We start from the raw sequence: 24220 nt of genomic DNA, 5'->3' as shown, positions 1-24220 counted from the left end.
AAGACTTAGAACAAAACAAAAAAAAAGCCTCATACTATTAATTTAGTATGAGGCCTTTATCTTATTAAATATCTTGCTCTCTTGATAAACTAAAATCTATTAATCCCATTGGTTTATCATAGAAAATACGCTCATCCATAAGTTTGGGAATATCATTCATTTTTGGCTTGAAAGCCATTAAATCTAAAACATCCTTTTGCAAATCAATACCTGGTGCTATTTCAGTAAGATAAAGTCCATCCTTTTTAAGTTCGAATACAGCTCTTTCAGTAATGTACATTACTGGCTGATTTACCTTTCGTGCATATTTCCCACTAAAAGTAATTTGCTCAACTTGATCAATAAATTTAAATAGCTTACCTTCTTGTTTGATAACAAGCTTTCCATCTTTTATTTCTTGTTTAAGTCCTTGGGCTGTAAATGTTCCACAGAATATAACTTTTTTTGCATTTTGGGTAATATTGATAAAGCCACCGCATCCTGCAACACGTGTTCCAAACTTACTTACATTTAAGTTACCGTCTTTATCAACTTGAGCTAATCCTAAGAATGCTAAATCAACTCCACCACCATCATAAAAATCAAATTGGCATGCTTGGTCTAGAATTGCTTCTGGATTTACTGATGCACCAAAAGCTAATCCACCCTGTGGCAATCCACCAACTGCTCCTGCTTCTACTGTAAGTGTCATATAATCGCAAATCCCTTCTTCACTAGCAACTAATGATATTACCTCAGGTATTCCAATTCCTAAATTTACAACAGTATTAGATTTAAGCTCAAAGGCAGCTCTCCTTGCTATTATTTTCCTAATATCTAAAGGTGTATTTTCAATTGAATCCATTATTGCTTTTATTTCACCTGTACAAGCTGGATTATATTCAAATCCAACGGTCTGCTCATGTTCCTCTGGTTTTGAAACAACAACATAGTCTACATATATACCAGGAATTTTCACAAGTCGTGGATCAAGGGTGCCAGCAGCTACTACTCTTTCAACTTGAACTACAACTATTCCACCGCAGTTTTTTGTTGCTTGAGTAATGGATGTTGCTTCAAGAGTAGCTATTTCTCTTTCTAGACTAATATTACCATTTTTATCTGCATATGTACCGCGTACAAAACAGATATCAATTGGAAATGATTTATATAGTAGCTTCTCCTCACCTTCGATTTCAATTATCTTTACAATATCCTCCTTTGTAATATCATTTAATTTCCCTCCTTCAATTCTAGGGTCAACAAATGTGTTTAGTCCTACATGAGTTATAGTACCGACCCTTTTACCAGCAATATCCCTAAAAAGCTGAGAAAGAGTTCCTTGTGGAAGATTATAGGCTTCTATTTTATTTTCTACAGCTAATTTTCCTAGGGCAGGTGCCATGTTATAATGACCACCTACTACTCTTTTAGTCATTCCTTCGTGTGCAAAATGATCTGCACCTCTTCCATTTTGATTACCCTGAGCAGCGGCGTATATAAGATTTAAATTTATAGGCTTACCAGTTTCTAAAAAACGCTTTTCTAAAGCTGTAGTAAGGGTTTCAGGACAACAACTGCCAACAAATCCATCTGTTACAATATAATCGCCATCCTTTACTAACTCAGCAGCTTCTTTAGGTTTTAATATTTTCATAGAACTACATCACCTTTCACAGTATACTGTAAAATTATTAATATAGATTAGCATCATAATTATAACTATTATTCAGTTGTCTAGGATATTCCAGGGAAAATGATAATGATAATGAATATGAAGAAATAATTAAATATACTACTATTATTAACATATATTGGTTAAGTTGCGCATAATATACTTAAGAAGTGACATTAAAACAACAACATGGGAGGTTATATAATGAGCAACTTGTTTTTAACACCAAGATATATAATTACTGGAAAGGAAGCACTTAATCTAGCTGGCGAAAACATTAAACAGCTAGGGGAAAAAGCTTTAATTGTAACCGATGATGTAATGGTCAAGATTGGAAGTTTAAAAAAAGTAACAGATATGTTGGATAGTATTAATATTGAATATGCAATCTATAGTGAAGTAAATAGTGAACCGACAGATATCATGGTAAACGATGGAACTAAAGCTTATAAAGAAGAAAAATGTGATTTCTTAATTGGATTAGGTGGAGGAAGCCCTATAGATACAATGAAAGCTGTAGGGGCTATGATAACGAATACAGGGGAAATTAATGATTATTTAGGGAAAACGATTCCTAATGCAACCCCTCCTCTAGTTGCATTACCTACAACAGCAGGAACGGGTTCAGAAGCAACTCAGTTCACTATAATATCGGATACAAAGAGGGACATAAAAATGTTGTTAAAGGGATCTTATCTAATGCCAACTTTAGCAATAATAGATCCGATTTTTACAACGACAGCTCCACCTAACGTAACAGCAGCTACAGGATTGGATGCATTAACTCATGCAATCGAAGCATATACATCAAAGAAATCGCAGACAATGTCAGATACATTTGCTCTTTCTGCGGTTAAAAGGATAACTAAGTATTTATTAAAAGCTTATCAAAATGGGAATGATGTTGAAGCTAGAACAGAAATGTCAATAGCTGCACTTGAAGCTGGAATTGCTTTTAATAACTCTTCAGTGACAATAGTTCACGGTATGAGTAGACCAGTGGGTGCACTTTATCATGTACCACATGGATTATCTAATGCTATATTGTTGCAAGATTGTTTGAATTTTGCATTATATGGAACACCAGAAAGATTTTGTGATTTAGCTAAAGCTATAGGCATCTATAAGAAAGGTGAGAGTGATATAGAAGCAGGTCAAGCTTTTATAAAAGAAATTGGAGATCTATGTAGAGACTTAAACATTCAAACCCTTGAAGAGGTTGGTGTTAATAAGCAAAAATTCTTTGAAAATTTAGAAAAAATGGCGGGTGATGCTTTAGACAGTGGCAGCCCAGGAAATACAAGAAGAAAGACTGAAAAGGAAGACATAATAAATATTTATAAATTATTATGGAAACAGGTGAAATAAATGCCACTAGTAAATATGCGGGATTTATTGAGTAAAGCAGAAAAAGGAAAATATGCTGTTGGATCTTTTAGCGTAGCAAATATGGAAATGTTAATCGGTGCTATAAAGGCTGGTGAAGAGTTAAATTCTCCGATGATAATTCAAATTGCAGAAGTAAGATTAAATGCATCGCCATTAGAGTTAATAGGATCTATGATGGTTGCAGGAGCAAAAAAAGCGAAAATACCAGTAGCTATACATTTTGATCATGGTTTAACTTTAGAAAAGATAAAGGAAGCTCTCCAGCTTGGATTTACTTCAGTTATGATAGATGGTTCAAAATATCCACTGAAAGATAATATAAGGTTAACAAGAGAAGTTATAGATGAAGCAAAAAAATATAATGCAGACGTAGAAGCTGAAATAGGACGAGTAGGCGGTAGTGAAGATGGCTTAAAAGAAATATCAGTTTTGTGTACTGGGGTAGATGAGGCAAAGGAGTTTTTCGATGCAACAGGCGTTGATGCATTAGCAGTGGCAATAGGAAATGCTCACGGAGTATATTTAGAAAATCCAAAATTAAATTTTGATGTATTAGACAAAATAAACAAAAGGGTAGATGTTCCATTAGTATTGCATGGGGGAACAGGTATAAGTGATGACGATTTTAGAAAATGTGTAAGTCTTGGAATTAGAAAAATTAATATAGCAACAGCAACATTTGCTTCAGTTGAAGAAAATGTTGGGAAGTTATATGAAGAGTCCGAAAAAGTTGATTATTTCGAGTTGCATGAGAAAGAAATAGAAGGTGCTTATATTAATGTAAAGAGGCATATTAAGATATTCGGAAGTCAAAACAAAGCATAGGGGGAAATAATGGGTTACATTAAATTTGATAATAGTAGAGAATTTGATATTGTGCCACTCGGAAGAGCTGCAATTGATTTTAATCCTATTGATATAAATATGCCACTTTCAGAAAGTGCGACTTTTAAAAAATATTTAGGTGGGTCACCAGCTAATACTGCAGTTGGACTTGCAAGACTAGGTAAAAAGGTAGGGTTTATTGGTAAAGTATCAAATGATAGGTTTGGTGAATTTGTTATTAACTATTTTAAAAATGAAGAAATAGATACGACGCAAATTTATTTTGCTAAAAATGGAGAAAATTTAGGACTTACTTTTACTGAAATACTTAGTCCAACTGAAAGTAGTATTTTAATGTACAGAAATGGTGTTGCAGATTTAGCGCTGGAAGCCTCCGAAATTAGTGAAGAATATATTAAGAATACTAAAGCTATTATAATATCTGGGACTGCTTTATCTCAGAGTCCGTCAAGAGAAGCAACCTTGAAGGCATTAGAGTATGCAAAGAAAAATAATACAGTAGTTATTTTCGATATTGATTATAGAGAATATTCATGGACTAATAAGGATGAGATTGCAATTTATTATGCTCTAGTCGCAAAAAACAGTGATGTTATAATAGGGTCAAGAGAAGAATTTGATTTAACGCAAACAATAATTGGACAAGATAGTAGCGATCAGGAAACCGCTAATAGATGGTTTAATTATGGTAGTAAAATTGTTGTTATAAAGCATGGAAAAGATGGATCAACTGCTTATACATCAGATAAAAAAAGCTTTAATATAAAGCCTTTCCCAGTTAAACTTCTTAAATCTTTTGGTGGCGGGGATGCATATGGGTCTGCATTTGTTTATGGATTACTTGAAGGATGGGATATTATTGACTGCTTAGAGTTTGGTAGTGCTTCAGCTTCAATGTTAGTTGCAAGTCACAGCTGCTCTGATGCAATGCCAAAAGTCGAAGGGATTAATGAATTTATAAGAAAGAGCAAAGAGGAATATGGTGAAATGGTCGTAAAATCATAAGGAGGATTTAAATGGTAGAAAGTTTAGGTAATCTAAAATACGGTGAAAATACAATATGCGAGATTAACGGTAAAAATAAAGAAATGTTAATGGATATTGCTGTAATAAAACTTGAAAAAGGTTCAGTTAAAACGTACTATTCAGATTTCAAAGAATTGGCTGTATTGATGTTAACAGGAAAACTTGAAATTAGGTGGTCAGGAAATAAAAAAGTAATAGAGAGAACTTCAGTATTTGATGAAGGTCCCTGGTGTTTACATGTGCCAAAGGATACAAAGGTCCAAGTAGAAATTTTAGAACAAAGCGAAATACTTCTTCAATATACAGATAATAAAAATACCTTTGAAGCAAAATTATATTATCCAGAAGATTGTAAAAGTGAAGTATTTGGTGAAGGGGTATGGAATGGTACTGCAAGAAGAGTAGTTAGAACAGTATTTGATTATAAAAATGAACCATATTCAAACATGGTAATGGGAGAAGTTATTACTTATCCTGGTAAATGGTCAAGTTACCCACCACATCATCATCCACAACCTGAAGTTTATTACTATAAATTTAATAAACCTCAAGGATTTGGTTTATGTCTAATAGGTGAAAATGCTTATAAGATAACAGATAGAAGCTTTGCTTTAATTCAAGGAGGCCTTGTTCATCCTCAAACAGCTGCACCAGGTTATGCTATGTACTATTGTTGGATGATAAGACATTTAGATAATAACCCATGGACTGACAGAATAGATGATAAAGATCATACTTGGCTTTGGGACAAAAATGTTAAGATATGGCCAGAAAAATAGTATAAATGATTGATTAAGATATAAGGGGGTTTGAGATGGGTACAATTAGACTGACTACTGCACAAGCAGTGGTTAAATTTTTAAATAACCAGTTTGTAAGTTTTGATGGCAAAGAAGAAAGATTCATCGAAGGAATTTTCGCAATATTCGGACATGGAAATGTATTAGGTCTTGGTCAAGCATTAGAACAAGATCCTGGCAAATTAATAGTACGTCAAGGTAGAAATGAACAAGGCATGGCCCAAGCAGCTGTGGCTTTCGCTAAGCAAAAAAGAAGGAAAAAAATATATGCATGTACATCATCGGTAGGTCCTGGATCTGCTAATATGGTAACTGCTGCCGCAACAGCAACAGCAAATAATATACCTGTATTATTATTTCCAGGTGATACATTTGCTACAAGGCAGCCAGATCCTGTACTTCAACAAGTCGAACAAGATTATGATGCTTCAATTACTACAAATGATGCTTTTAAACCTGTAAGTAAATATTGGGATAGAGTGAGCAGACCAGAACAATTGATGTCAGCTATGATAAATGCAATGAGAGTATTAACAGATGAGGGAGATACTGGCGCAGTATGTATTGCACTGCCACAGGATGTTCAAGGAGAGGCTTACGATTATCCAGAATATTTTTTCAAGAAGAGAGTGCATAGAATTGAAAGAAGAAAAGCTACGGATTTAGAACTAGAAGATGCTATAAGTTTAATAGCTAGAAAGAAAAAACCATTAATCATTTGTGGCGGAGGAGCCAAATATTCAGAAGCAGGTGAAGAACTAAAGAAATTTGCGCAGGAATTTAATATACCTATTGCAGAAACGCAGGCAGGAAAAAGTGCAGTAGAATCAACCCATTATCTGAATCTAGGAGGTATTGGAGTTACAGGTACCCTTGCTGCAAATCTTATAGCTAAAGATGCAGACCTCATAATAGGACTTGGAACAAGATTTACAGATTTTACAACAGCTTCTAAAGGATTGTTTAAGAATGATGAAGTTGAATTCTTGACAATAAATACATCTAGATATAATGCAACTAAAATGGATGCTACTAAAGTGGTCGGGGATGTATTGGTTAATTTAGAACAACTTAGATATAAGCTTATTGAAAAAGGATATAAAAGCGAGTATAACAAGGAGATTTCTGATGCCAAAAATAAATGGGGAAAAGAAATTGAGAGATTATATAGTATAAAATATAGTGAAGATAATTTCAAACCTGAAATGCTAGGACAAAATGAAGCAAGCTTAAGAGAATTTTATGAACTTTGCGGAGAAGCTCTTCCACAAACCACAGTTATAGGTGAAATTAATAATTTTCTTAAAAAAGATTATGTTGTAGTGGGTGCTGCAGGAAGTTTACCAGGCGATTTACAAAAGTTATGGACTTCAAGAGATAAGTATAGCTACCACATGGAATATGGTTATTCATGTATGGGATACGAAATATCAGGAGCTTTAGGAGTGAAGCTTGCAGAACCTAATAAAGAAGTATATGCATTTGTTGGTGATGGAAGTTACTTAATGCTTCATTCGGAATTAATAACGTCTATTCAAGAAAACAAGAAGATAAATGTATTACTATTCGATAACAGCGGATTTGGTTGCATTAACAATCTAGAAATGGGAAATGGAATGGGCAGTTTTGGAACAGAGTTTAGATATAGAAATGAAAAAAGCGGCAAGCTTAATGGTGGATTGATTCCAATAGATTTTGCAAAATGTGCACAAGGGTATGGAGTAAAAAGCTATACAGTCAAAACAATAGAAGAGCTTAAAGAAGCGCTAGTAGATGCAAAAAAACAAACTAGATCTACTTTAATAGATATAAAAACACTTCCAAAAACAATGACAAACGGTTATGAGTCTTGGTGGCATGTAGGAGTTGCTGAGGTTTCTGATAAAGATTCAATAAAAAATGCGTACATTAACAAAACAGATAATCTTACAAATGTAAGAAAATATTAAAACGGGGAGAGATGTTATTATGTTAAAGGTTGGAATTATTGGTGTAGGAAGAATTGGGAAGGTACATGGAGAAAGTATATCAAAATATGTTAAAAATGCTGAAATTAAATCAATTGCTGATGCATACTTAAACGATGCTACAAGAGAATGGGCAAAGAGTAAGGGAATACTTGAGGTATATACTGACTATAAAAAAATATTAGAAGATCCAGAAATTGATGCAGTATTAATTTGCTCCTCAACAGATACACACTCACCAATCTCAATAGAAGCAATAAGAGCAGGAAAGCATGTTTTCTGTGAAAAACCAATTGATCATGATTTAACTAGAATAAAAGAAGTCATTAATGAATTAGGTAAATCTAAGGTTAAGTATCAAGTAGGGTTTAATAGAAGATTTGACCACAACTTTAAATCAATTAAGAATGCGGTTGCTAGTGGAAAAATTGGAGAACCTCATATTTTGAAAATAACTTCAAGAGATCCTGAGCCACCTTCAATAGATTATGTGAAGATTTCTGGTGGCATGTTCTTAGATATGACAATTCATGATTTTGATATGGCTAGATATCTTTTAGATAGTGAAGTTGAAGAAGTTTATGCACTCGGTAATGTATTGATAGACAACGCTATAGGCGAAGCTGGGGACATTGATACAGCTATTATAACATTAAAGATGCAAAACGGAACTTTAGCAGTAATTGATAACTCAAGGCAGTCAGCTTATGGATATGATCAAAGGGCTGAAGTGTTTGGATCATTAGGTCAGGTTTCAATAGCAAATGATAGCACTTCATCGGCAGTAATATCAAATGAAAATGGTGTTACAGGAGAAAAACCATTATTCTTCTTCCTAGAAAGATATATGCAGGCTTATGCGCAGGAAGTAACAGAATTTATTGACGCAATTGTAAATAATACAGATACACCTGTAGATGGTGAAGATGGGTTACAAGCTGTATTAATTGGTGAAGCTGCTACAAAATCATTACATGAGAACAGACCAGTTAAATTATCTGAAATTAAATTTTAATTATGAGGGGTGTTAATTATGTTAAATAGTAAAAAGGTCAAATTAGGTATTGCTCCAATTGCATGGACAAATGATGATATGCCAGATTTAGGAAAAGAAAATACTTTTGATCAGTGCTTGAGTGAAGCCGCATTAGCCGGTTTCCAAGGAACAGAGGTCGGAAATAAGTATCCAAAGGATGTTAAAGTTTTAAAAAAGGCTTTAGAGCTTAGAGGGTTGGAAATTGCAAGTGCTTGGTTTAGTTCGTTCTTAACTACGAAACCATATGAAGAAACTGAGGCAGAATTTGTTAAGCATAGAGATTTTCTACATGATCTTGGGGCTGATGTAATCGTTGTAGCTGAGCAAGGACATAGCGTACAAGGTGAACTAGATACTCCAGTGTTTGATGGGAAGTACCATTTTAATGAGGAAGAATGGAAGCTGCTTGGAAATGGATTAAACAAGCTAGGAAAGTTAGCTCAAGATAAGGGAATGAAAATGGTTTACCATCATCATATGGGAACAGGAGTACAAACAACAAAAGAGATAGATAAGCTTATGAGTATTACTTATGAAAATTTAGTTTACTTGTTATTTGATTCAGGTCATTTAGTATATTCAGGTGAGGATCATATAGCAATACTTAAAAAATATATAAATAGAATCAAGCATGTTCATTTAAAAGATATTAGACCGGAAATAGTAAAAAAGGTTAAAGATGAAAAACTTAGTTTCTTAAAAGGAGTTCGATTAGGAGCTTTTACAGTGCCAGGTGATGGAAGCATTGATTTTAAGCCAATATTCAAAATTTTAGCAGACAATAATTATGAGGGTTGGCTATTGGTGGAAGCAGAGCAAGACCCAGCAAAGGCAAATCCATTTGAATATGCAGTAAAAGCAAGAAAATATATTAAAGATATATGCGGAGCATAATCCTATTACAAAAAGGGGGTGACTTAATGAATCTCTTTTCAGGAATTACATTTATGGCTATCGTTGCAACTGTATGGTTTATTGCTTGGAAAAAATCACAATTAATTAACAAAGATGATGCGGATGGTTATTTCCTTGGAGGACGAAGCCTAACAGGAATAACAATTGCTGGAACAATTCTAATGACGAATCTATCTACAGAGCAAATTGTTGGACAAAATGGCCAAAGTTACGTAGCTGGAATGGAGGTAATGGCTTGGGAGGTTACAGCTGCTTTTGCTTGTGTGCTACTGGCGTTTGTTTTCTTACCTAAATACTTAAAACATGGAATTAGTACTATTTCTGATTTTATTGAAATTCGTTATGATACAACGACTAAAAGAATTATATCATTTTTGTTTCTAGTAAGTTATACAGTTACTTTTTTACCGGTCGTATTGTTTTCAGGAGCGTTAGTTTTTAATAAACTTTTCCATATAGATAAGTTATTAAATGTAAATGGCCAAGTTGCAATTATAATTGTAGCAGCATTTATTGGCTTGGTTGGACTCTTGTATGTGTTGATTGGAGGAATTTCTTTAAGTGCCTTTAGTGATACGATTTATGGTGTTGGTTTAATTGTTGGAGGTATTTCAATTCCAATTTTAGGATTAATCTTGCTCGGTAACGGTAGTTTCACTGGAGGAATTCAATTAATAATCCAGCGAACTCCAGACAAATTAAATGCTATCGGAGCACTTGATTCAAAATTGATTCCTTGGCCGACATTGTTCCTCGGGATGTTTTTCAATAATCTATTTTATTGGTGTACTAATCAAATGATTGTTCAAAAAGCATTAGCTGGAAAGAATCTCAAAGAAGCACAAAAGGGTGCTTTATATGTAGGCTTTTTTAAAATTTTTGGAGCTTTATTTTTAGTTTTTCCGGGGATTATTGCATATAATATGTTTGGAAAGACACTAAAAGTAGCTGATGATGCGTACCCATCTTTAGTCACGGCAGTACTTCCAACATGGGCTTATGGTATTTTCGGAGCAGTAATTTTTGGAGCTATTTTAAGTTCTTTCGCAGGAGCTTTAAATAGTACTTCAACCCTATTCGCATTAGACTTTTATAAACCAATAATTCGTCCTAAAGCTTCTGACAAAGAAGTTGTTAAGGTTGGAAAAATAGTGACAGCATTTGTAGCAATAGTTTCAATAGTTGTAGCCCCTTTTATTGCTTATGCACCAGCAGGTTTGTATACTTTCCTTCAAGAATACAATGGCTTTTATAATATGCCATTACTAGCAATTATTCTGCTTGGTTTCTATACAAAACGTGTTCCTGCCTTAGCCGCAAAAGTAACAATGATTTTTCATATTATAGCCTATACGATTTCTAAATTTTTATTTGCTGATGTTAATTTTTTATACGTATTGAGTGGTTTATTTTTCTTGGATATTTTAATAATGTTATTAATTGGTAAATTAAAACCGATGGAAATACCATTCAAAATTCAAGATGATGAAAGTAAAGTTGATTTAACACCTTGGAAATATGGAAAGTGTATTGGAATAGCTGTTGTAATTTGTATGATCGGAATGTATATATTATTTTCACCACTAGGACTTGCTAGATAAAAAAGAAATAAGAGAATGTTCTTATGGGTTTTTGCTATAAATACTGAAATTACAATCTATCGCCTAGAAAAATCATGTGCGAAAGGATAATTGATTATGAAAATTAATAGAATCAAAGAAATTGAGGAATATATATTAAGAAATGAATCAGTCACTTTAGATTCATTATGCGATATTTTTAAAATCTCTAAAAATACAATTCGCCGATATATAAATGAACTTGTAAAAAAAGGGAGTGTAAAAAAAGTTTATGGAGGAGTAACAGCTATTATTAAAGAAATAATTCCTTTCGAAGAAAGAAACATTAAAAATAATTATGAAAAAATGGCAATAGCTAAGGTTGCATCTGAATTTGTAAATGATGGAGATGTAATATTCATTGATTCTGGGACAACAACAATTAATATGATAGACTTCTTAAAAAACAAAAATGATGTAACTATACTGACGAATAGTTTGAATGTTATAATAATCGCACTCCCTTTTCCAAATTTAAATGTTATTTGTACGGGAGGAAGGTTAATAAGAAAAACAAATTCTTTTGAGGTGATAAATACTCTTACAATATTCAAAGATTATAATATAAATAAAGCATTTATGGCTGCTTCAGGTATTTCTATATCTAATGGAGCCACAAATTCTTCACCATTAGAATATAAAATTAAAAAAATTATAGTAGAAAAGAGTAATGAGTTGTATTTGTTAGCAGATTCGTCTAAATTTGAAGTTTCATCACTTATGACTTATTGTCAATTAACAGATATAGATTATCTTATAACAGATAGAAAACCATCTGAAAAATATATAGAATTTTTTGAAGAAAATAAAATTAATTTTATTTTCTCTGAATAATGGTTCAAGGGCATTTTTAATTATTGAGGATTATAATAAAAATAATAAAAAATTTATCAAATTAAACTGTTTTTCAGTATAATTTTTTGTTATAATTATATTCATAAAGAACATCCCTTTTGGTTTTTGTTTGTTGTCATTCAATTATGCCAAATAAGGGGATGTCCTTCTATTTTTCAACCATAAATACTGAAATTAAAGGCTATCGCATTAAAAATTTATGTGAGAAGGCTTTGCTTATAAAAATCAATCCAAATTAGCGGGAAAACTGAATAGCATGGTTCAAAATTTAAACTGTAAGATTAATTTTGCAGCGTCCAAGATGATGAGCAGCTACGAAGGTGATGATTTAACCGATAAGACTGTATGAGTCTTGTCGGTTTTTTAATCCACTCTGATGATGTTTATTATGCCAATCCACAATTATATATAGTTATTAAGAAATTTTTTGAAGTATTATGAAACTATAATTATTACGTTGCAATACATATATTATGTTATAATGTATATATTATGTGGAATTTGAATAAAATGTATTGTGCGGGTTTTGAATATTAGAAGAAGCGTAATAGATAAAAATGTAAAATTTATATTTAACTATTTGCAGAAATATACAGGGGGAACAAAATGTTTAGTCCAATAAAAAACACAAAAGTTTATGAACAGGTAATAGATCAAATAAAAAATATGATTGATAAAGGTACGCTTAAAAAGGGTGACAAACTTCCTTCAGAGAGGAATTTAGTGGAGCAATTAAAGGTAAGCAGGGCTTCTATCCGTGAAGCGCTTAGAACATTAGAAGTCATTGGACTTATAGAGTGCAGACAAGGAGAAGGTAGTTATATAAAAGCAAATTTTCAAGATAAATTATTTGAACCGCTATCAATTATGTTTATGTTAGAGGGAAGCAATCCAGAAGAGATATGGGAGCTTAGAAAGATTGTGGAGGTTGAGGCTTCAGGCCTTGCTGCGAATAGGATAACCAGTGAACAACTAAAAGAGTTAAAAGAGCTTACTCAAAGATTTATGAATTGTGCGGACGAGAATACTAATGTTGAAATTGATAAAGAGTTTCATTATAAGATTGCTGAGTGTTCGGGCAATGTTTTAGTATTTAACATTCTTAAAACAGTTTCAACGCTTGTAGATCATTTTATTAAGGATGCAAGAAAATTAATATTAGTTGACCCAGAAAATAAAGAAATACTTTTTTCTCAGCACAATGAGATATATTTATCTATGGAAAAACATAGCTCAGCTGATGCTAGAAAAGCAATGCGGGAACATTTAGATTTTGCAAATAGGTATATGAGTAAAATAAAATGATTTCAAAACATATAATTTTGTCCAAAGCAAAAAGTGAGAGTAATAACAAATATTACCCTCGCTTTTAAATTTTTAAATAAAATAAATATTGTTAATTAATTAATTAATAATAGTAGAAATATTTTCAATAGTGTGTTATTATGATTTAAAAGATGGTCAGACCATCTTACCATTAATGAGTTTTAGATTTTCTATAAAAAGAATGGAGGAGCACATATGGAAATTTTAGTTTGTATAAAGCAAGTTCCAGGAACTTCAAAAGTTGAAGTAGATCCAGTTACAGGTGTTTTAAAAAGAGATGGTGTAGATTCAAAAATGAATCCTTATGATTTATATGCATTAGAAACAGCACTTAGAATAAAGGAAGAAAAAGGTGGGGTAATTAAGGTTATAACTATGGGACCACCACAAGCAAATGATGTAATTCGCGAAGCATATATGATGGGAGCAGATGAAGGAGCACTTGTATCTGATAGAAAGTTTGCCGGAGCAGATGTTCTTGCTACAGCTTATACACTTTCACAAGGTGTAAGGAAAATGGGAGAATTTGATCTCATATTATGTGGAAAGCAGACAACAGACGGAGACACTGCTCAAGTAGGACCAGAAATGGCTGAATATCTTAATATTCCTCACATTGCAAACGTTTTAAAAATAATAGAAATAAAAGAAAAATCAATTATTGTAGAAATGGATATGGCAAATACTGTTGAAGTAGCAGAGATTCAATTTCCATGTCTTTTAACTGTAGATAAAGATATATTTCAACCAAGACTTCCATCTTATAGGAAAAAATTAGCTACAAAAGATAGAGAAATAAAAATGATAACACTAAACGATTTTGAAGATAAAGATGAAAAGAAATATGGACTTAATGGTTCACCAACTCAGGTAGAAAGAATATTTCCACCAGATGTAAATAATGATAGAGAAACATGGACAGGCAATGGTGCAGAGCTTAGTTTAAAAATAGCTGCAAAACTTAAAGAATTAAAATTTGTATAGAGAAGGGTGGAATTTTCATGAGTAAGTTAATTTGTAACCAAGAGAAAGTAAACGATTCAAATATTCAAGAATTAATAAAGGTTTGCCCTTTTGGTGCTATTGAATACATAGATGGTAAAATTGAAGTTAATGCAGGATGTAAAATGTGTAAGATTTGCGTTAAAAAAGGTCCAACAGGTGTAATGGAATTTATTGAAACAGAGGCCGTGCAAGTTGATAAAAGTTTATGGAAGGGTATAGGAGTATATGTTGACCATGTAGAAGGAGTTATACATCCTGTAACAATGGAGCTTATCGGAAAAGCTAGGGAGCTTGCGGCAGTTGTTAATTTCCCAGTATATTGTGTATTTATTGGTTATAACATAAAGGAAAAGGCTAAAGAATTGCTTCATTATGGAGTTGATGAGGTCTTTGTATACGATTATAAAGAATTTGAAGAGTTTAGAATAGAACCTTATACAGCTGCATTTGAAGACTTTGTAAACAAGGTAAAGCCATCATCATTATTGGTTGGTGCTACAACAATTGGTAGATCTCTTGCCCCAAGGGTAGCCGCAAGGTTTAGAACTGGACTCACAGCTGATTGTACAATACTTAAAATGAAAGAAAATACAGACCTTGTACAGATAAGACCTGCTTTTGGTGGTAACATTATGGCTCAAATTGTATGTCCTAATAATAGACCACAGATGTCAACAGTAAGATATAAGGTTATGAATGCACCTGAAAAACAGTGCGATGCAAAAGGTAAGATTACAATCTGTGAAATGGATAGAGCAAAACTCGATTCGAATATTGAAGTATTAAAGGTTACAAAGAAAGAAGTTGAAGAAAATATTTCAGATGCAGAAGTAATCATTGCAGTTGGTAGGGCGTTAAAATCAGAGAAGGATATGGTTATGATTCAAGAATTAGCAGACATTCTTGGTGCTCAAATAGCTGGGACAAGACCAACAATTGAAGCAGGTTGGATTAATGCTAAGAAACAAATTGGTCTTTCTGGTAGAACAGTTAAACCAAAGCTAATAATAGCTCTTGGAATTTCTGGTGCAGTTCAGTTTACAGCTGGTATGAATAGTTCAGAGCGTATATTTGCAATAAATAAAGATGAAAATGCTTCTATATTCAATGTAGCTCATTATGGGATAGTAGGAGATATTTATGAAATAGTTCCTCAATTGATTGAAAATATTAAAAATTCAGGAGCTGAGTATTGTATACGTTAACTTTTAAACTGGAGTTATAGATAATAGGCAAGTTAGTGTTTAAACTAACTAAGTTTAAACACTAAATTCAGAATCGAGGAGGTAATTTTATGGATTACAAAAAACTTGATGCTAAGGATATAGAGTTTTTAGTGTCAATATTAGATAAAGATAGGGTGTTTACTGGAGAAGCAATAAATGATGATTTCAGCCATGATGAGATGGGTGGAATAAGCAAGATGCCCGACGTATTAGTTGAGGTTCTTGAAGCAAGCGAAGTATCAAAGATTATGAAATATGCAAATGAAAACATGATTCCTGTTGTAGCAAGAGGTTCTGGAACAGGACTAGTTGGAGCATCAGTTCCAATTCACGGTGGAATTATGATAAATATGTCCAGAATGAACAAAATACTTGAGATTGATGAAGAAAACTTAACATTAACTCTTGAACCAGGCGTACTTTTAATGGAAATAAGCAAATACGTTGAAGAGTTTGATTTATTTTATCCACCAGATCCAGGTGAAAAATCGGCTACAATTGCTGGTAATATCAATACAAATGCAGGTGGAATGAGAGCTGTTAAGTACGGAGTTACTAGAGATTATATAAGAGGCCTTGAAGTAGTGCTTCCAAGCGGAGAAATACTTGATGTTGGAGGGAAAGTAGTTAAGAATTCTACTGGATACAGCATAAAAGATTTAATATGTGGATCGGAAGGAACCCTTGGAATAATCACAAAAATTATATTAAAACTTATACCACTACCTAAGAAAGCTGTATCGCTCTTAATACCTTTTCCAAATCTTGATATGGCAATAGGAACAGTACCTTTGATAGTTAAATCAAAATCTGTACCAACTGCTATAGAATTTATGCAAAGAGAAGTTATTATTGCTGCTGAAGAATTCCTAGGAAAAAAATTCCCGGATAATTCGTCAGATGCATATCTTTTACTAACTTTTGATGGTAATAGCATAGAAGAAATAGAAAGAGCTTATGAAAGTGTAGCTAACATTTGCCTTGAAGAAGGTGCTCTTGATGTATTTATAACTGATACAGATGAAAGAAAAGAAGCTGTTTGGTCTGCAAGAGGAGCTTTCCTTGAAGCTGTTAAAGCAACGACAACTGATATGGATGAATGTGACGTTGTTGTTCCAAGAAATAAAGTTGCGCAGTTCATTAAGTATACTAATGAACTTCAAAAAGAATTTGATGTGAGAATAAGAAGCTTTGGTCATGCAGGTGATGGTAATTTACATGTGTATGTATTAAAGGATGAGCTTACAGATAAAGAATGGTCAGTGAAGATTGAAGAAGTATTTGAAGCAATGTATGAAAAATCAAGGGAGCTCAAGGGTTTAGTATCTGGAGAACATGGAATTGGATTTGCTAAGAAAGCATATATGCTTGAACAATTTGGCCCTGTATATGTAGGACTTATGAAAAATATAAAATTGGCATTTGATCCTAATAATATATTAAATCCAGGAAAGGTTTGTGAATAGAAAAAATGATATCGCCAATGTCTTTTAAAGATGTTGGCGATATAATAATACTTTGATGTAGTCGATTTCAGTATTGTGACTAGTATTATTAATAGAGGAGGGAATAAAAGATGAATAATTATTTATTATTTTTCATAGCACTTATCCCCATTGTATGGCTCATGGTTTCGCTCGGTGTTTTAAAAATGCCAGGACATAAAACTTGTTCAATCACACTCGTAATTACAATAATACTTGCAATCCTAGTTTGGAAGATGCCAATTAGTCAAGCTCTCACAGCGACACTTGAGGGTGCAGCAATGGCAATATGGCCAATAATTGTTGTAATAATTGCAGCAGTGTTTACCTACAATCTTTCTATTCATACAAAAAGTATGGACGTAATAAAGGATATGATGACAGGAATCACAACTGATAAGAGAATTTTAGTTTTAATTATTGCTTGGGGTTTTGGTGGATTTCTTGAAGCAATTGCAGGTTTTGGTACGGCAGTTGCAATACCTGCCAGTATTTTAGCCGCACTTGGCTTTAATCCTGTATTTGCAGCAATAATATGTCTTATTGCAAATACAACACCAACAGCTTTTGGAGCAATAGGTCTACCTGTAACAACCTTAGCAAAGGTTGCAGCAATTGATCCTGTTACTTTAAGCTATGCAGTTGCAATTCAATTATTTGTATTAATTGCAGTTTTACCATTAATATTAGTAATGCTAACAGGTAAAAGTGTAAAGGCAATAAAGGGAGTTGTGCTTATTTGTATTGCGTCAGGACTAGCTTTTGCAATACCAGAACTTCTAGTTGCAAAATATATGGGTCCTGAACTTCCAGCACTAATTGGTTCAATAATATGTATTATTGTAACAGTTGCAATAACTAAAATATTCTATAAAAATACTGCATCTAAAGATAAAGTTAGTATATCCGCAAAACAAGGGTTATTGGCATGGGTGCCATTTATCTTAGTTCTGACTTTTATATTAATAACAAGTTCTCTTATACCAGCAATCAATAAACCATTATCATCTATACAAACATCTGTTCAAATATATAATGGCCCAGATGCAAAAATTAGTTCTTTTATATGGATTGCTAATCCAGGGACACTTATAATTCTTGCCACATTTATAGGGGGACTTATTCAGGGAGCTAAGTTTAAAGAAATAGTAAAAGTATTTATTGATACTTGCAAACAAATGAGTAAAACTGCAATTACAATACTTGCAATAGTCTCTCTTGCAAAGGTAATGAGTCATAGCGGAATGATAACATCTATTGCCGTGGTTTTAGTTGCAGCAACAGGAAGCTTTTATCCATTGTTTGCCCCAATCATAGGTGCTTTAGGTACTTTTGTAACTGGGAGTGATACCTCTGCAAATGTATTGTTCGGACCACTTCAAGTTGAAGTTGCAAAAAATTTACATATGAGTCCTTATTGGTTAGCAGCTGCTAATACTGGTGGTGCCACTGCAGGTAAAATGATTTCTCCTCAAAGTATTGCAGTTGCCACAGCAGCCACTGGACTTGTAGGAGCTGAAGGTAAGATATTAAAGGCAACTTTAAAATTTTGCCTTGCATATGTAGCAATATTAGGATTAATTACGTACTTTGGAGCAAAATATTTTATAATGTAGGGAGGAATATATATGACTAAAGTAAAAATACCATATTCAAAACAGTTTTTGGAAATTGAAATTCCAGATAAAAATTTGGTAGCAATATTAGAATCAAAAGCTCATGCATACAAAGTTGAAAGTACTCAGCAGGAAATTGTAAAAAAAGCACTTGATAACCCTATTGGAAGTGCAAAACTAGAAGAGCTAGTTAAGGGGAAGAAAAACTTAGTATTAATAACTAGTGACCATACAAGACCTGTACCAAGTAAAGTAACACTGCCAATACTACTTGAAAGAATAAGATCATCGAACCCTAAAATTGAAATAACAATATTAATTGCTACTGGTTTCCATAGACCTACTACAAGAGAAGAAATGATTGATAAGTTTGGTCAGGAAATAGTAGATAATGAAGTTATAATAAATCATGTATCAGAGGATTATGGCGATATGGTACGCGTCGGAACTCTTCCCTCAGGTGGAGAACTATTGCTTAATAAGATAGCGATGGAAGCTGAACTTTTAATTTCAGAAGGATTTATAGAACCACACTTCTTTGCAGGTTTTTCTGGAGGACGCAAGAGTGTTCTCCCCGGAGTGGCATCAGCAAAGACAGTTATGGCAAATCATTGTTCTGAATTTATAGCAAGTGAGTACGCACGGTCCGGAGTTATTGAAAATAATCCAATTCATAGAGATATGTTATACGCTGCTAAGCAAGCTAAACTGGCATTTATACTAAATGTTGTTATTGACAGTGAGAAGAATGTTATAAATGCATTTGCAGGAGATAGTGAGCTTGCCCACGTTGAAGGTTGTAAATTTGTTATGGAACTTGCAGCTGTGAAAGCTGTGAAGGCAGATATTGCAATATCAACTAATGGAGGATATCCACTAGACCAAAATATATATCAGACTGTAAAAGGTATGACTGCAGCAGAAGCAACTTGTAAGGACGGCGGACTTATAATCATGGTGTCTGCTTGTAATGATGGACATGGTGGTCAGTCATTTTATGACAATATCGCAAATGCAAGTAGCCCAAGAGAAGTTCTTGATAGGGTAATTAAAGTAGGAAGAAATGATACAGCACCAGATCAATGGGAATTTCAGATTCTTGCGCGGATACTAGATGCGCATACCGTAATTCTTGTTACAGATATGTGTGACCCTGAAATGATAAAGAATATGCATATGCAGCATGCATTTACCTTTGAAGAAGCGCTTGTTAGAGCTCTTAAAATAAAGGGAGATGATGCGACGATAACAGTAATACCAGATGGAGTTTCAGTTGTTGTAAAATAACATTCAAATTAATACTACTATTGAATATAATTTGGGGGCGGGTAAAATACATTGGGTGGAAGAATTCACATAATTTTATTTCAAGACTAATAATACTGTGGAGTGGGGAACTGAATTTTGAGTTTCCCACTTTTTTTCAATTTTAGGTAAATGTAAAAAAATAAAGATAGAGAGGAGGGGTGAGTAGTCACTAATATTGTTACGTAAGTAGCCACATAGTATATAAATTAAAAATGTGGTAAAATACTTGTATTATAGTAAAGTGTTATAATTAAACAAAAAAGTACAAAATTTAAAAAATAACCAATAAGTATAACTTTGTCATTTATTATACCTTACTTGTGAATTTATAAGAAGAGATATATTAGTTATACTTCAAAAGCCCTATTTATTGAATTCTTCAGTAATTGAAAATATAATAATGAGATTAAAATTAAGTAAAAAAATAAGGTTCTTAAGTTTCTAGAGCATAAATTGTTAAGACCGATGTTGAAAAGGAGTGATGAAAATGATAAAAACTGCAATTTTAACCATGAGTGATAAAGGTTCTAGGGGAGAAAGAATTGATGGGACAGGTCCTGCAATAAGAAATGAATTAGAAGGTAAAGGATTTGTTATAAGTTTCTATAAAATAATTTCTGATGAGAAACAGGAAATAGAAAAAGAATTGATTTATTTATGTGATGAGCTTAAGGTGGATTTAATTTTAACTAATGGAGGAACGGGGTTTTCAGAAAGAGATGTTACGCCAGAGGCAACTAGAAATGTAATTGAGAAATATGTACCCGGCATTGGTGAGGTTATGAGGATGAAATCAATCCAGATTACATCAAAGGCTGTGCTTTCAAGAAGCATTGCAGGAATCCGCAAAAAAACCCTAATTATTAATCTTCCAGGAAGCCCAAAAGGTGCTGTAGAAAATCTTCAATTTATAATACCTGCAATTCCACATGGAATTGCTATACTTACAGGGGAAGCTAGCGAGTGTGGTAGAAGTTAACAAAAGGGAGAATGAGAATGGAATTTTTTAATGTGGTATCTGTAAAAGAAGCTAAACAAATAATAGATAGTTCTTTTATCTATAAGATTGAATGTGAAAAAATTAACATTATGCAAAGCGTTAATAGAATTAGTTTTAAAGATATAAAAGCAGAATGTAATATACCAGAATTCAAGAGATCGACAGTAGATGGCTTTGCAGTAAGATCAAGAGATGTATTTGGAGCTAGTGAAGGACTCCCGTCTATGCTTGAACTAAAGGGTGAGGTATTTATGGGGAATATCCCACCCTCGGATATTGCAGGGGGGGAGTGCTTATACGTACCTACAGGAGGGATGCTTCCGGAAAGCGCAGATAGTGTTGTTATGGTTGAGTACAGCCATAAGCTAGATGATAATACAATACTTATTTATTCACCTGTGGCTATGGGTGATAATGTAATACAAATTGGTGAAGATATAAATACTCAGGATATTGTCATAAAAAAGGGAAGTAAACTCAGACCTTATGAGATAGGTGTTCTTGCAAGTATAGGAATTTCCGAGGTGATGGTTTATAAAAGACCTAGGGTTGGTATTATTTCAACTGGTGATGAAGTAGTACCCTGCGAAGTAAAGCCTTCTTTGGGTGAAGTGAGGGACATAAACACTTACCTGATTTGGTCTCTACTTCTTGAGGATGGAATGGAGCCAGTAAGCTATGGAATTATTAAGGATGATTATGAACTGTTAAAGAGTGCAACACAAAAAGCATCTAATGAATGTGATGTGGTACTAATTTCAGGAGGTAGTTCTGTTGGCACGAAAGATCACACTTTAAAGGTTATAGCTTCATTTGACGATGGAGAGGTCTTGGTACATGGAATAGCAGTAAAGCCTGGGAAACCAACTATAATAGGAAAACACAAAGAAAAAATAATATTTGGACTTCCAGGACATCCACTTGCATGTTGTATTATATATAAAATACTTGTTCAAAATTATATATATAGCCTAATGCTTCAAAGCGAAAAGATTTATGGAACAAATGCAGTAATGAGTATAAATTACCATAAAGCTAAAGGCCGGGAAGAATATCTACCTGTAGAGCTTGAAACAATAGAAGGCATGGTTATTGCAAAGCCGGTGTTTGGTAAATCTGGGATTATAACAGCATTTTCAAAGGCATGGGGGTATATAAAGATAGAAAAAAACGCGGAAGGTTTAAAAGAAGGACAAGCAGTTGAAGTCTATAAATTATAAAGGAGATGAGAGTATTGGCTCAAGAAGTCTTTCTATCAAATGTTGATTTGAATGAAGCAGTTAAAATATATTTTAATAAGTTATTATGCATTAAAGGTGAAAAGGAAAATGTGGTTACTTGGGAATCTGTAGGAAGAGTTTCATACTCATCAATTTTTGCGAAAATATCTTCACCCTTTTATAATAGTTCGGCTATGGATGGTATTGCAACTATAAGTACCAAAACATATGGAGCAACAGATCGGAGTCATATCCAACTACGAGAAGGAATTGATTATTTAGTAGTGGATACTGGAGATCCAATACCTAAAGAATTCGATTGTGTAATTATGGTAGAGGATTTGATAAATTTAAATAAGGGAAAAGTAGCTATTTATAAAAGTGCTGCCCCTTTTCAGAATATTAGACCAATTGGGGAAGATATTGTAAAAACACAACTTATTATCCCTTCAAATTATATGATTAGACCAGTAGATATAGGCTCTATTATAGCTGGGGGAGTAAATAATATTGATGTTTATAAAAGGCCGGTGGTTGGAATAATTCCGACTGGAACTGAGATGGTCGAGCCAGGTGAAGAACTTAATATTGGAGACATAATTGAGTTCAATTCAAGAGTATTTTCTGCCCAAGTTCAGGAATGGGGAGGTATACCCCTAAGATTTGATATAGTAAAAGATGATTATTTACGTATTAAAGATGCTGTAAAAAAAGCAGTCCAGCAATGCGATATTATACTTATTAATGCAGGATCTTCAGCTGGTAGAGAGGATTTTACTTGTAATGTAATAGAAGAATTAGGTGAGGTTTATGTACATGGAATAGCTATAAAGCCTGGTAAACCTGTTATTCTTGGAAGTATAGAGGGAAAGCCTGTGATTGGTATACCTGGATTTCCAGTATCTGCTTATGTCGTAATGGATAATATATGCAAGAAAATGGTACATGCTTATATAGGGATAAATGAAGAAGAATATACCACTGTTGAGGTTGTACTTACTAGGCGTATAATGTCAACTTTAAAATATTTAGAATTTGTAAGAGTTAAAATTGGATTTGTTTCGGGAAAATATATTGCAACACCTATAGGTCGTGGAGCTGGAACAACAATGTCATTAGTAAGGGCAGATGGTATATTAGAAATACCACAAAATATTGAGGGCTATGAAGTAGGAACTGCGGTGAATGTTAAACTTTTAAGAAGCAAGGAAGAAATTAAAAATACAGTTGTATGTATTGGAAGCCATGACCCAATAGTTGATATAGCTTCGCATCTTTTTCATATAAAAAACGGGAAGTATTTTCTTTCTTCTGCTCATGTTGGAAGTATGGGAGGAATAATGGCATTAATAGGTTCAGAAACTCATATAGCACCTATTCATTTATTGGATATGGAGAATGGTAGTTATAATATTTCTTATATTAAAAAGTATTTACCAAATAAACCTATGGTATTAATTAAAGGTGTTAAAAGAGTTCAGGGAATTATGGTTTCTAAAGGGAATCCTTTAGATATTAAATGTTTACAGGATATAGTTATAAAAGGTAGAAGATTTGTAAATAGGCAAAGAGGTTCAGGTACAAGGTTATTTCTAGATTATAATTTAAAAAAGCTCCATATTAATCCACAAAATATATCAGGATATGAAAGAGAAGAATTCACCCATATTGCCGTTGCAGCAGTAGTTGCAGCAGGAGATGCAGATTGTGGACTTGGAATTTATTCTGCAGCCAAGCTTTTGGGTCTAGATTTTATAAAACTTGGGGATGAGGATTATGATTTTGCTGTGCCTAAGGAATTTATAGATATGGATATGATAAGGGAATTTATCAAAATAATTAAAACAGATGAATTTAAAAGTGAGCTTGATAAACTTGGAGGCTATGATTATACGCAAATAGGGGAAATAATTGAACTTTAGGAGACG

Annotated in this window: 19 protein-coding genes; 18 read left to right on the top strand and 1 reads right to left on the bottom strand. The window is 33.2% G+C overall.

The features are described 5' to 3' along the window. Nucleotides 1-64: 64 nt before the first annotated feature. Nucleotides 65-1636 carry an acyl CoA:acetate/3-ketoacid CoA transferase gene (locus tag ACWJJ2_RS09135; RefSeq protein WP_220286403.1) on the bottom strand — a complete coding sequence of 524 codons (1572 nt, stop codon included), beginning with the start codon at nucleotides 1634-1636 and terminating at the stop codon, nucleotides 65-67. Nucleotides 1637-1858: 222 nt separating this feature from the next. Between ACWJJ2_RS09135 and ACWJJ2_RS09130 the strand changes: the two genes are divergently transcribed. From ACWJJ2_RS09130 to ACWJJ2_RS09045, 18 genes are all read left to right on the top strand, one after another. Next, nucleotides 1859-3022: an iron-containing alcohol dehydrogenase gene (locus ACWJJ2_RS09130; RefSeq protein ID WP_462954288.1), complete on the top strand. Its 1164-nt coding sequence runs from the start codon at nucleotides 1859-1861 to the stop codon at nucleotides 3020-3022. Continuing rightward, nucleotides 3023-3868 (top strand): class II fructose-bisphosphate aldolase, encoded by an 846-nt coding sequence (locus ACWJJ2_RS09125; RefSeq protein WP_462954287.1) that lies wholly within the window; start codon nucleotides 3023-3025, stop codon nucleotides 3866-3868. A gap of 9 nt (nucleotides 3869-3877) precedes the next feature. Beyond that, nucleotides 3878-4894: a 5-dehydro-2-deoxygluconokinase gene (gene iolC, locus ACWJJ2_RS09120; RefSeq protein ID WP_216303445.1), complete on the top strand. Its 1017-nt coding sequence runs from the start codon at nucleotides 3878-3880 to the stop codon at nucleotides 4892-4894. Nucleotides 4895-4905: 11 nt separating this feature from the next. Then, on the top strand, nucleotides 4906-5694 hold the full coding sequence (locus tag ACWJJ2_RS09115) for a 5-deoxy-glucuronate isomerase (RefSeq protein WP_216303446.1): 789 nt from the start codon (nucleotides 4906-4908) through the stop codon (nucleotides 5692-5694). A gap of 35 nt (nucleotides 5695-5729) precedes the next feature. Further along, nucleotides 5730-7664 carry a 3D-(3,5/4)-trihydroxycyclohexane-1,2-dione acylhydrolase (decyclizing) gene (iolD, locus tag ACWJJ2_RS09110; RefSeq protein ID WP_216303447.1) on the top strand — a complete coding sequence of 645 codons (1935 nt, stop codon included), beginning with the start codon at nucleotides 5730-5732 and terminating at the stop codon, nucleotides 7662-7664. A gap of 19 nt (nucleotides 7665-7683) precedes the next feature. After that, nucleotides 7684-8697 carry an inositol 2-dehydrogenase gene (gene iolG, locus ACWJJ2_RS09105; RefSeq protein ID WP_216304652.1) on the top strand — a complete coding sequence of 338 codons (1014 nt, stop codon included), beginning with the start codon at nucleotides 7684-7686 and terminating at the stop codon, nucleotides 8695-8697. 18 nt (nucleotides 8698-8715) lie between these two features. Further along, nucleotides 8716-9612 (top strand): myo-inosose-2 dehydratase, encoded by an 897-nt coding sequence (gene iolE / locus ACWJJ2_RS09100; protein ID WP_220286536.1) that lies wholly within the window; start codon nucleotides 8716-8718, stop codon nucleotides 9610-9612. A 26-nt stretch (nucleotides 9613-9638) separates the two neighbouring features. Further along, nucleotides 9639-11234, top strand: coding sequence for a solute:sodium symporter family transporter (locus ACWJJ2_RS09095; RefSeq protein ID WP_216303165.1), 1596 nt, complete (start codon nucleotides 9639-9641; stop codon nucleotides 11232-11234). Between the two features lie 96 nt (nucleotides 11235-11330). Next, nucleotides 11331-12086, top strand: coding sequence for a DeoR/GlpR family DNA-binding transcription regulator (locus ACWJJ2_RS09090; protein WP_216303164.1), 756 nt, complete (start codon nucleotides 11331-11333; stop codon nucleotides 12084-12086). Between the two features lie 627 nt (nucleotides 12087-12713). Beyond that, nucleotides 12714-13412 carry a FadR/GntR family transcriptional regulator gene (locus ACWJJ2_RS09085; RefSeq protein WP_216303163.1) on the top strand — a complete coding sequence of 233 codons (699 nt, stop codon included), beginning with the start codon at nucleotides 12714-12716 and terminating at the stop codon, nucleotides 13410-13412. A gap of 216 nt (nucleotides 13413-13628) precedes the next feature. Further along, nucleotides 13629-14417 (top strand): electron transfer flavoprotein subunit beta/FixA family protein, encoded by a 789-nt coding sequence (locus tag ACWJJ2_RS09080; RefSeq protein WP_216303162.1) that lies wholly within the window; start codon nucleotides 13629-13631, stop codon nucleotides 14415-14417. 17 nt (nucleotides 14418-14434) lie between these two features. After that, nucleotides 14435-15643 carry an electron transfer flavoprotein subunit alpha gene (locus ACWJJ2_RS09075; protein ID WP_216303161.1) on the top strand — a complete coding sequence of 403 codons (1209 nt, stop codon included), beginning with the start codon at nucleotides 14435-14437 and terminating at the stop codon, nucleotides 15641-15643. 89 nt (nucleotides 15644-15732) lie between these two features. Next, nucleotides 15733-17130, top strand: a complete 1398-nt coding sequence (locus ACWJJ2_RS09070; RefSeq protein ID WP_216303160.1) for an FAD-binding oxidoreductase — start codon at nucleotides 15733-15735, stop codon at nucleotides 17128-17130. Nucleotides 17131-17240: 110 nt separating this feature from the next. Then, nucleotides 17241-18764: an L-lactate permease gene (locus ACWJJ2_RS09065; protein WP_216303159.1), complete on the top strand. Its 1524-nt coding sequence runs from the start codon at nucleotides 17241-17243 to the stop codon at nucleotides 18762-18764. Nucleotides 18765-18776: 12 nt separating this feature from the next. Continuing rightward, nucleotides 18777-20051 (top strand): nickel-dependent lactate racemase, encoded by a 1275-nt coding sequence (larA, locus tag ACWJJ2_RS09060; protein ID WP_216303158.1) that lies wholly within the window; start codon nucleotides 18777-18779, stop codon nucleotides 20049-20051. Nucleotides 20052-20559: 508 nt separating this feature from the next. Then, nucleotides 20560-21051 (top strand): MogA/MoaB family molybdenum cofactor biosynthesis protein, encoded by a 492-nt coding sequence (locus tag ACWJJ2_RS09055; RefSeq protein WP_216303157.1) that lies wholly within the window; start codon nucleotides 20560-20562, stop codon nucleotides 21049-21051. A gap of 17 nt (nucleotides 21052-21068) precedes the next feature. Then, complete coding sequence (locus ACWJJ2_RS09050; RefSeq protein ID WP_462954286.1) at nucleotides 21069-22292, top strand: molybdopterin molybdotransferase MoeA; 1224 nt, start codon at nucleotides 21069-21071, stop codon at nucleotides 22290-22292. Between the two features lie 14 nt (nucleotides 22293-22306). Further along, on the top strand, nucleotides 22307-24214 hold the full coding sequence (locus ACWJJ2_RS09045; protein WP_462954285.1) for a molybdopterin biosynthesis protein: 1908 nt from the start codon (nucleotides 22307-22309) through the stop codon (nucleotides 24212-24214). The last annotated feature ends 6 nt before the right edge of the window (nucleotides 24215-24220 follow it).

Source organism: Clostridium sp. CM039 (assembly GCF_055081075.1).
This window is presented reverse-complemented; position numbering and strand designations above follow the sequence as displayed.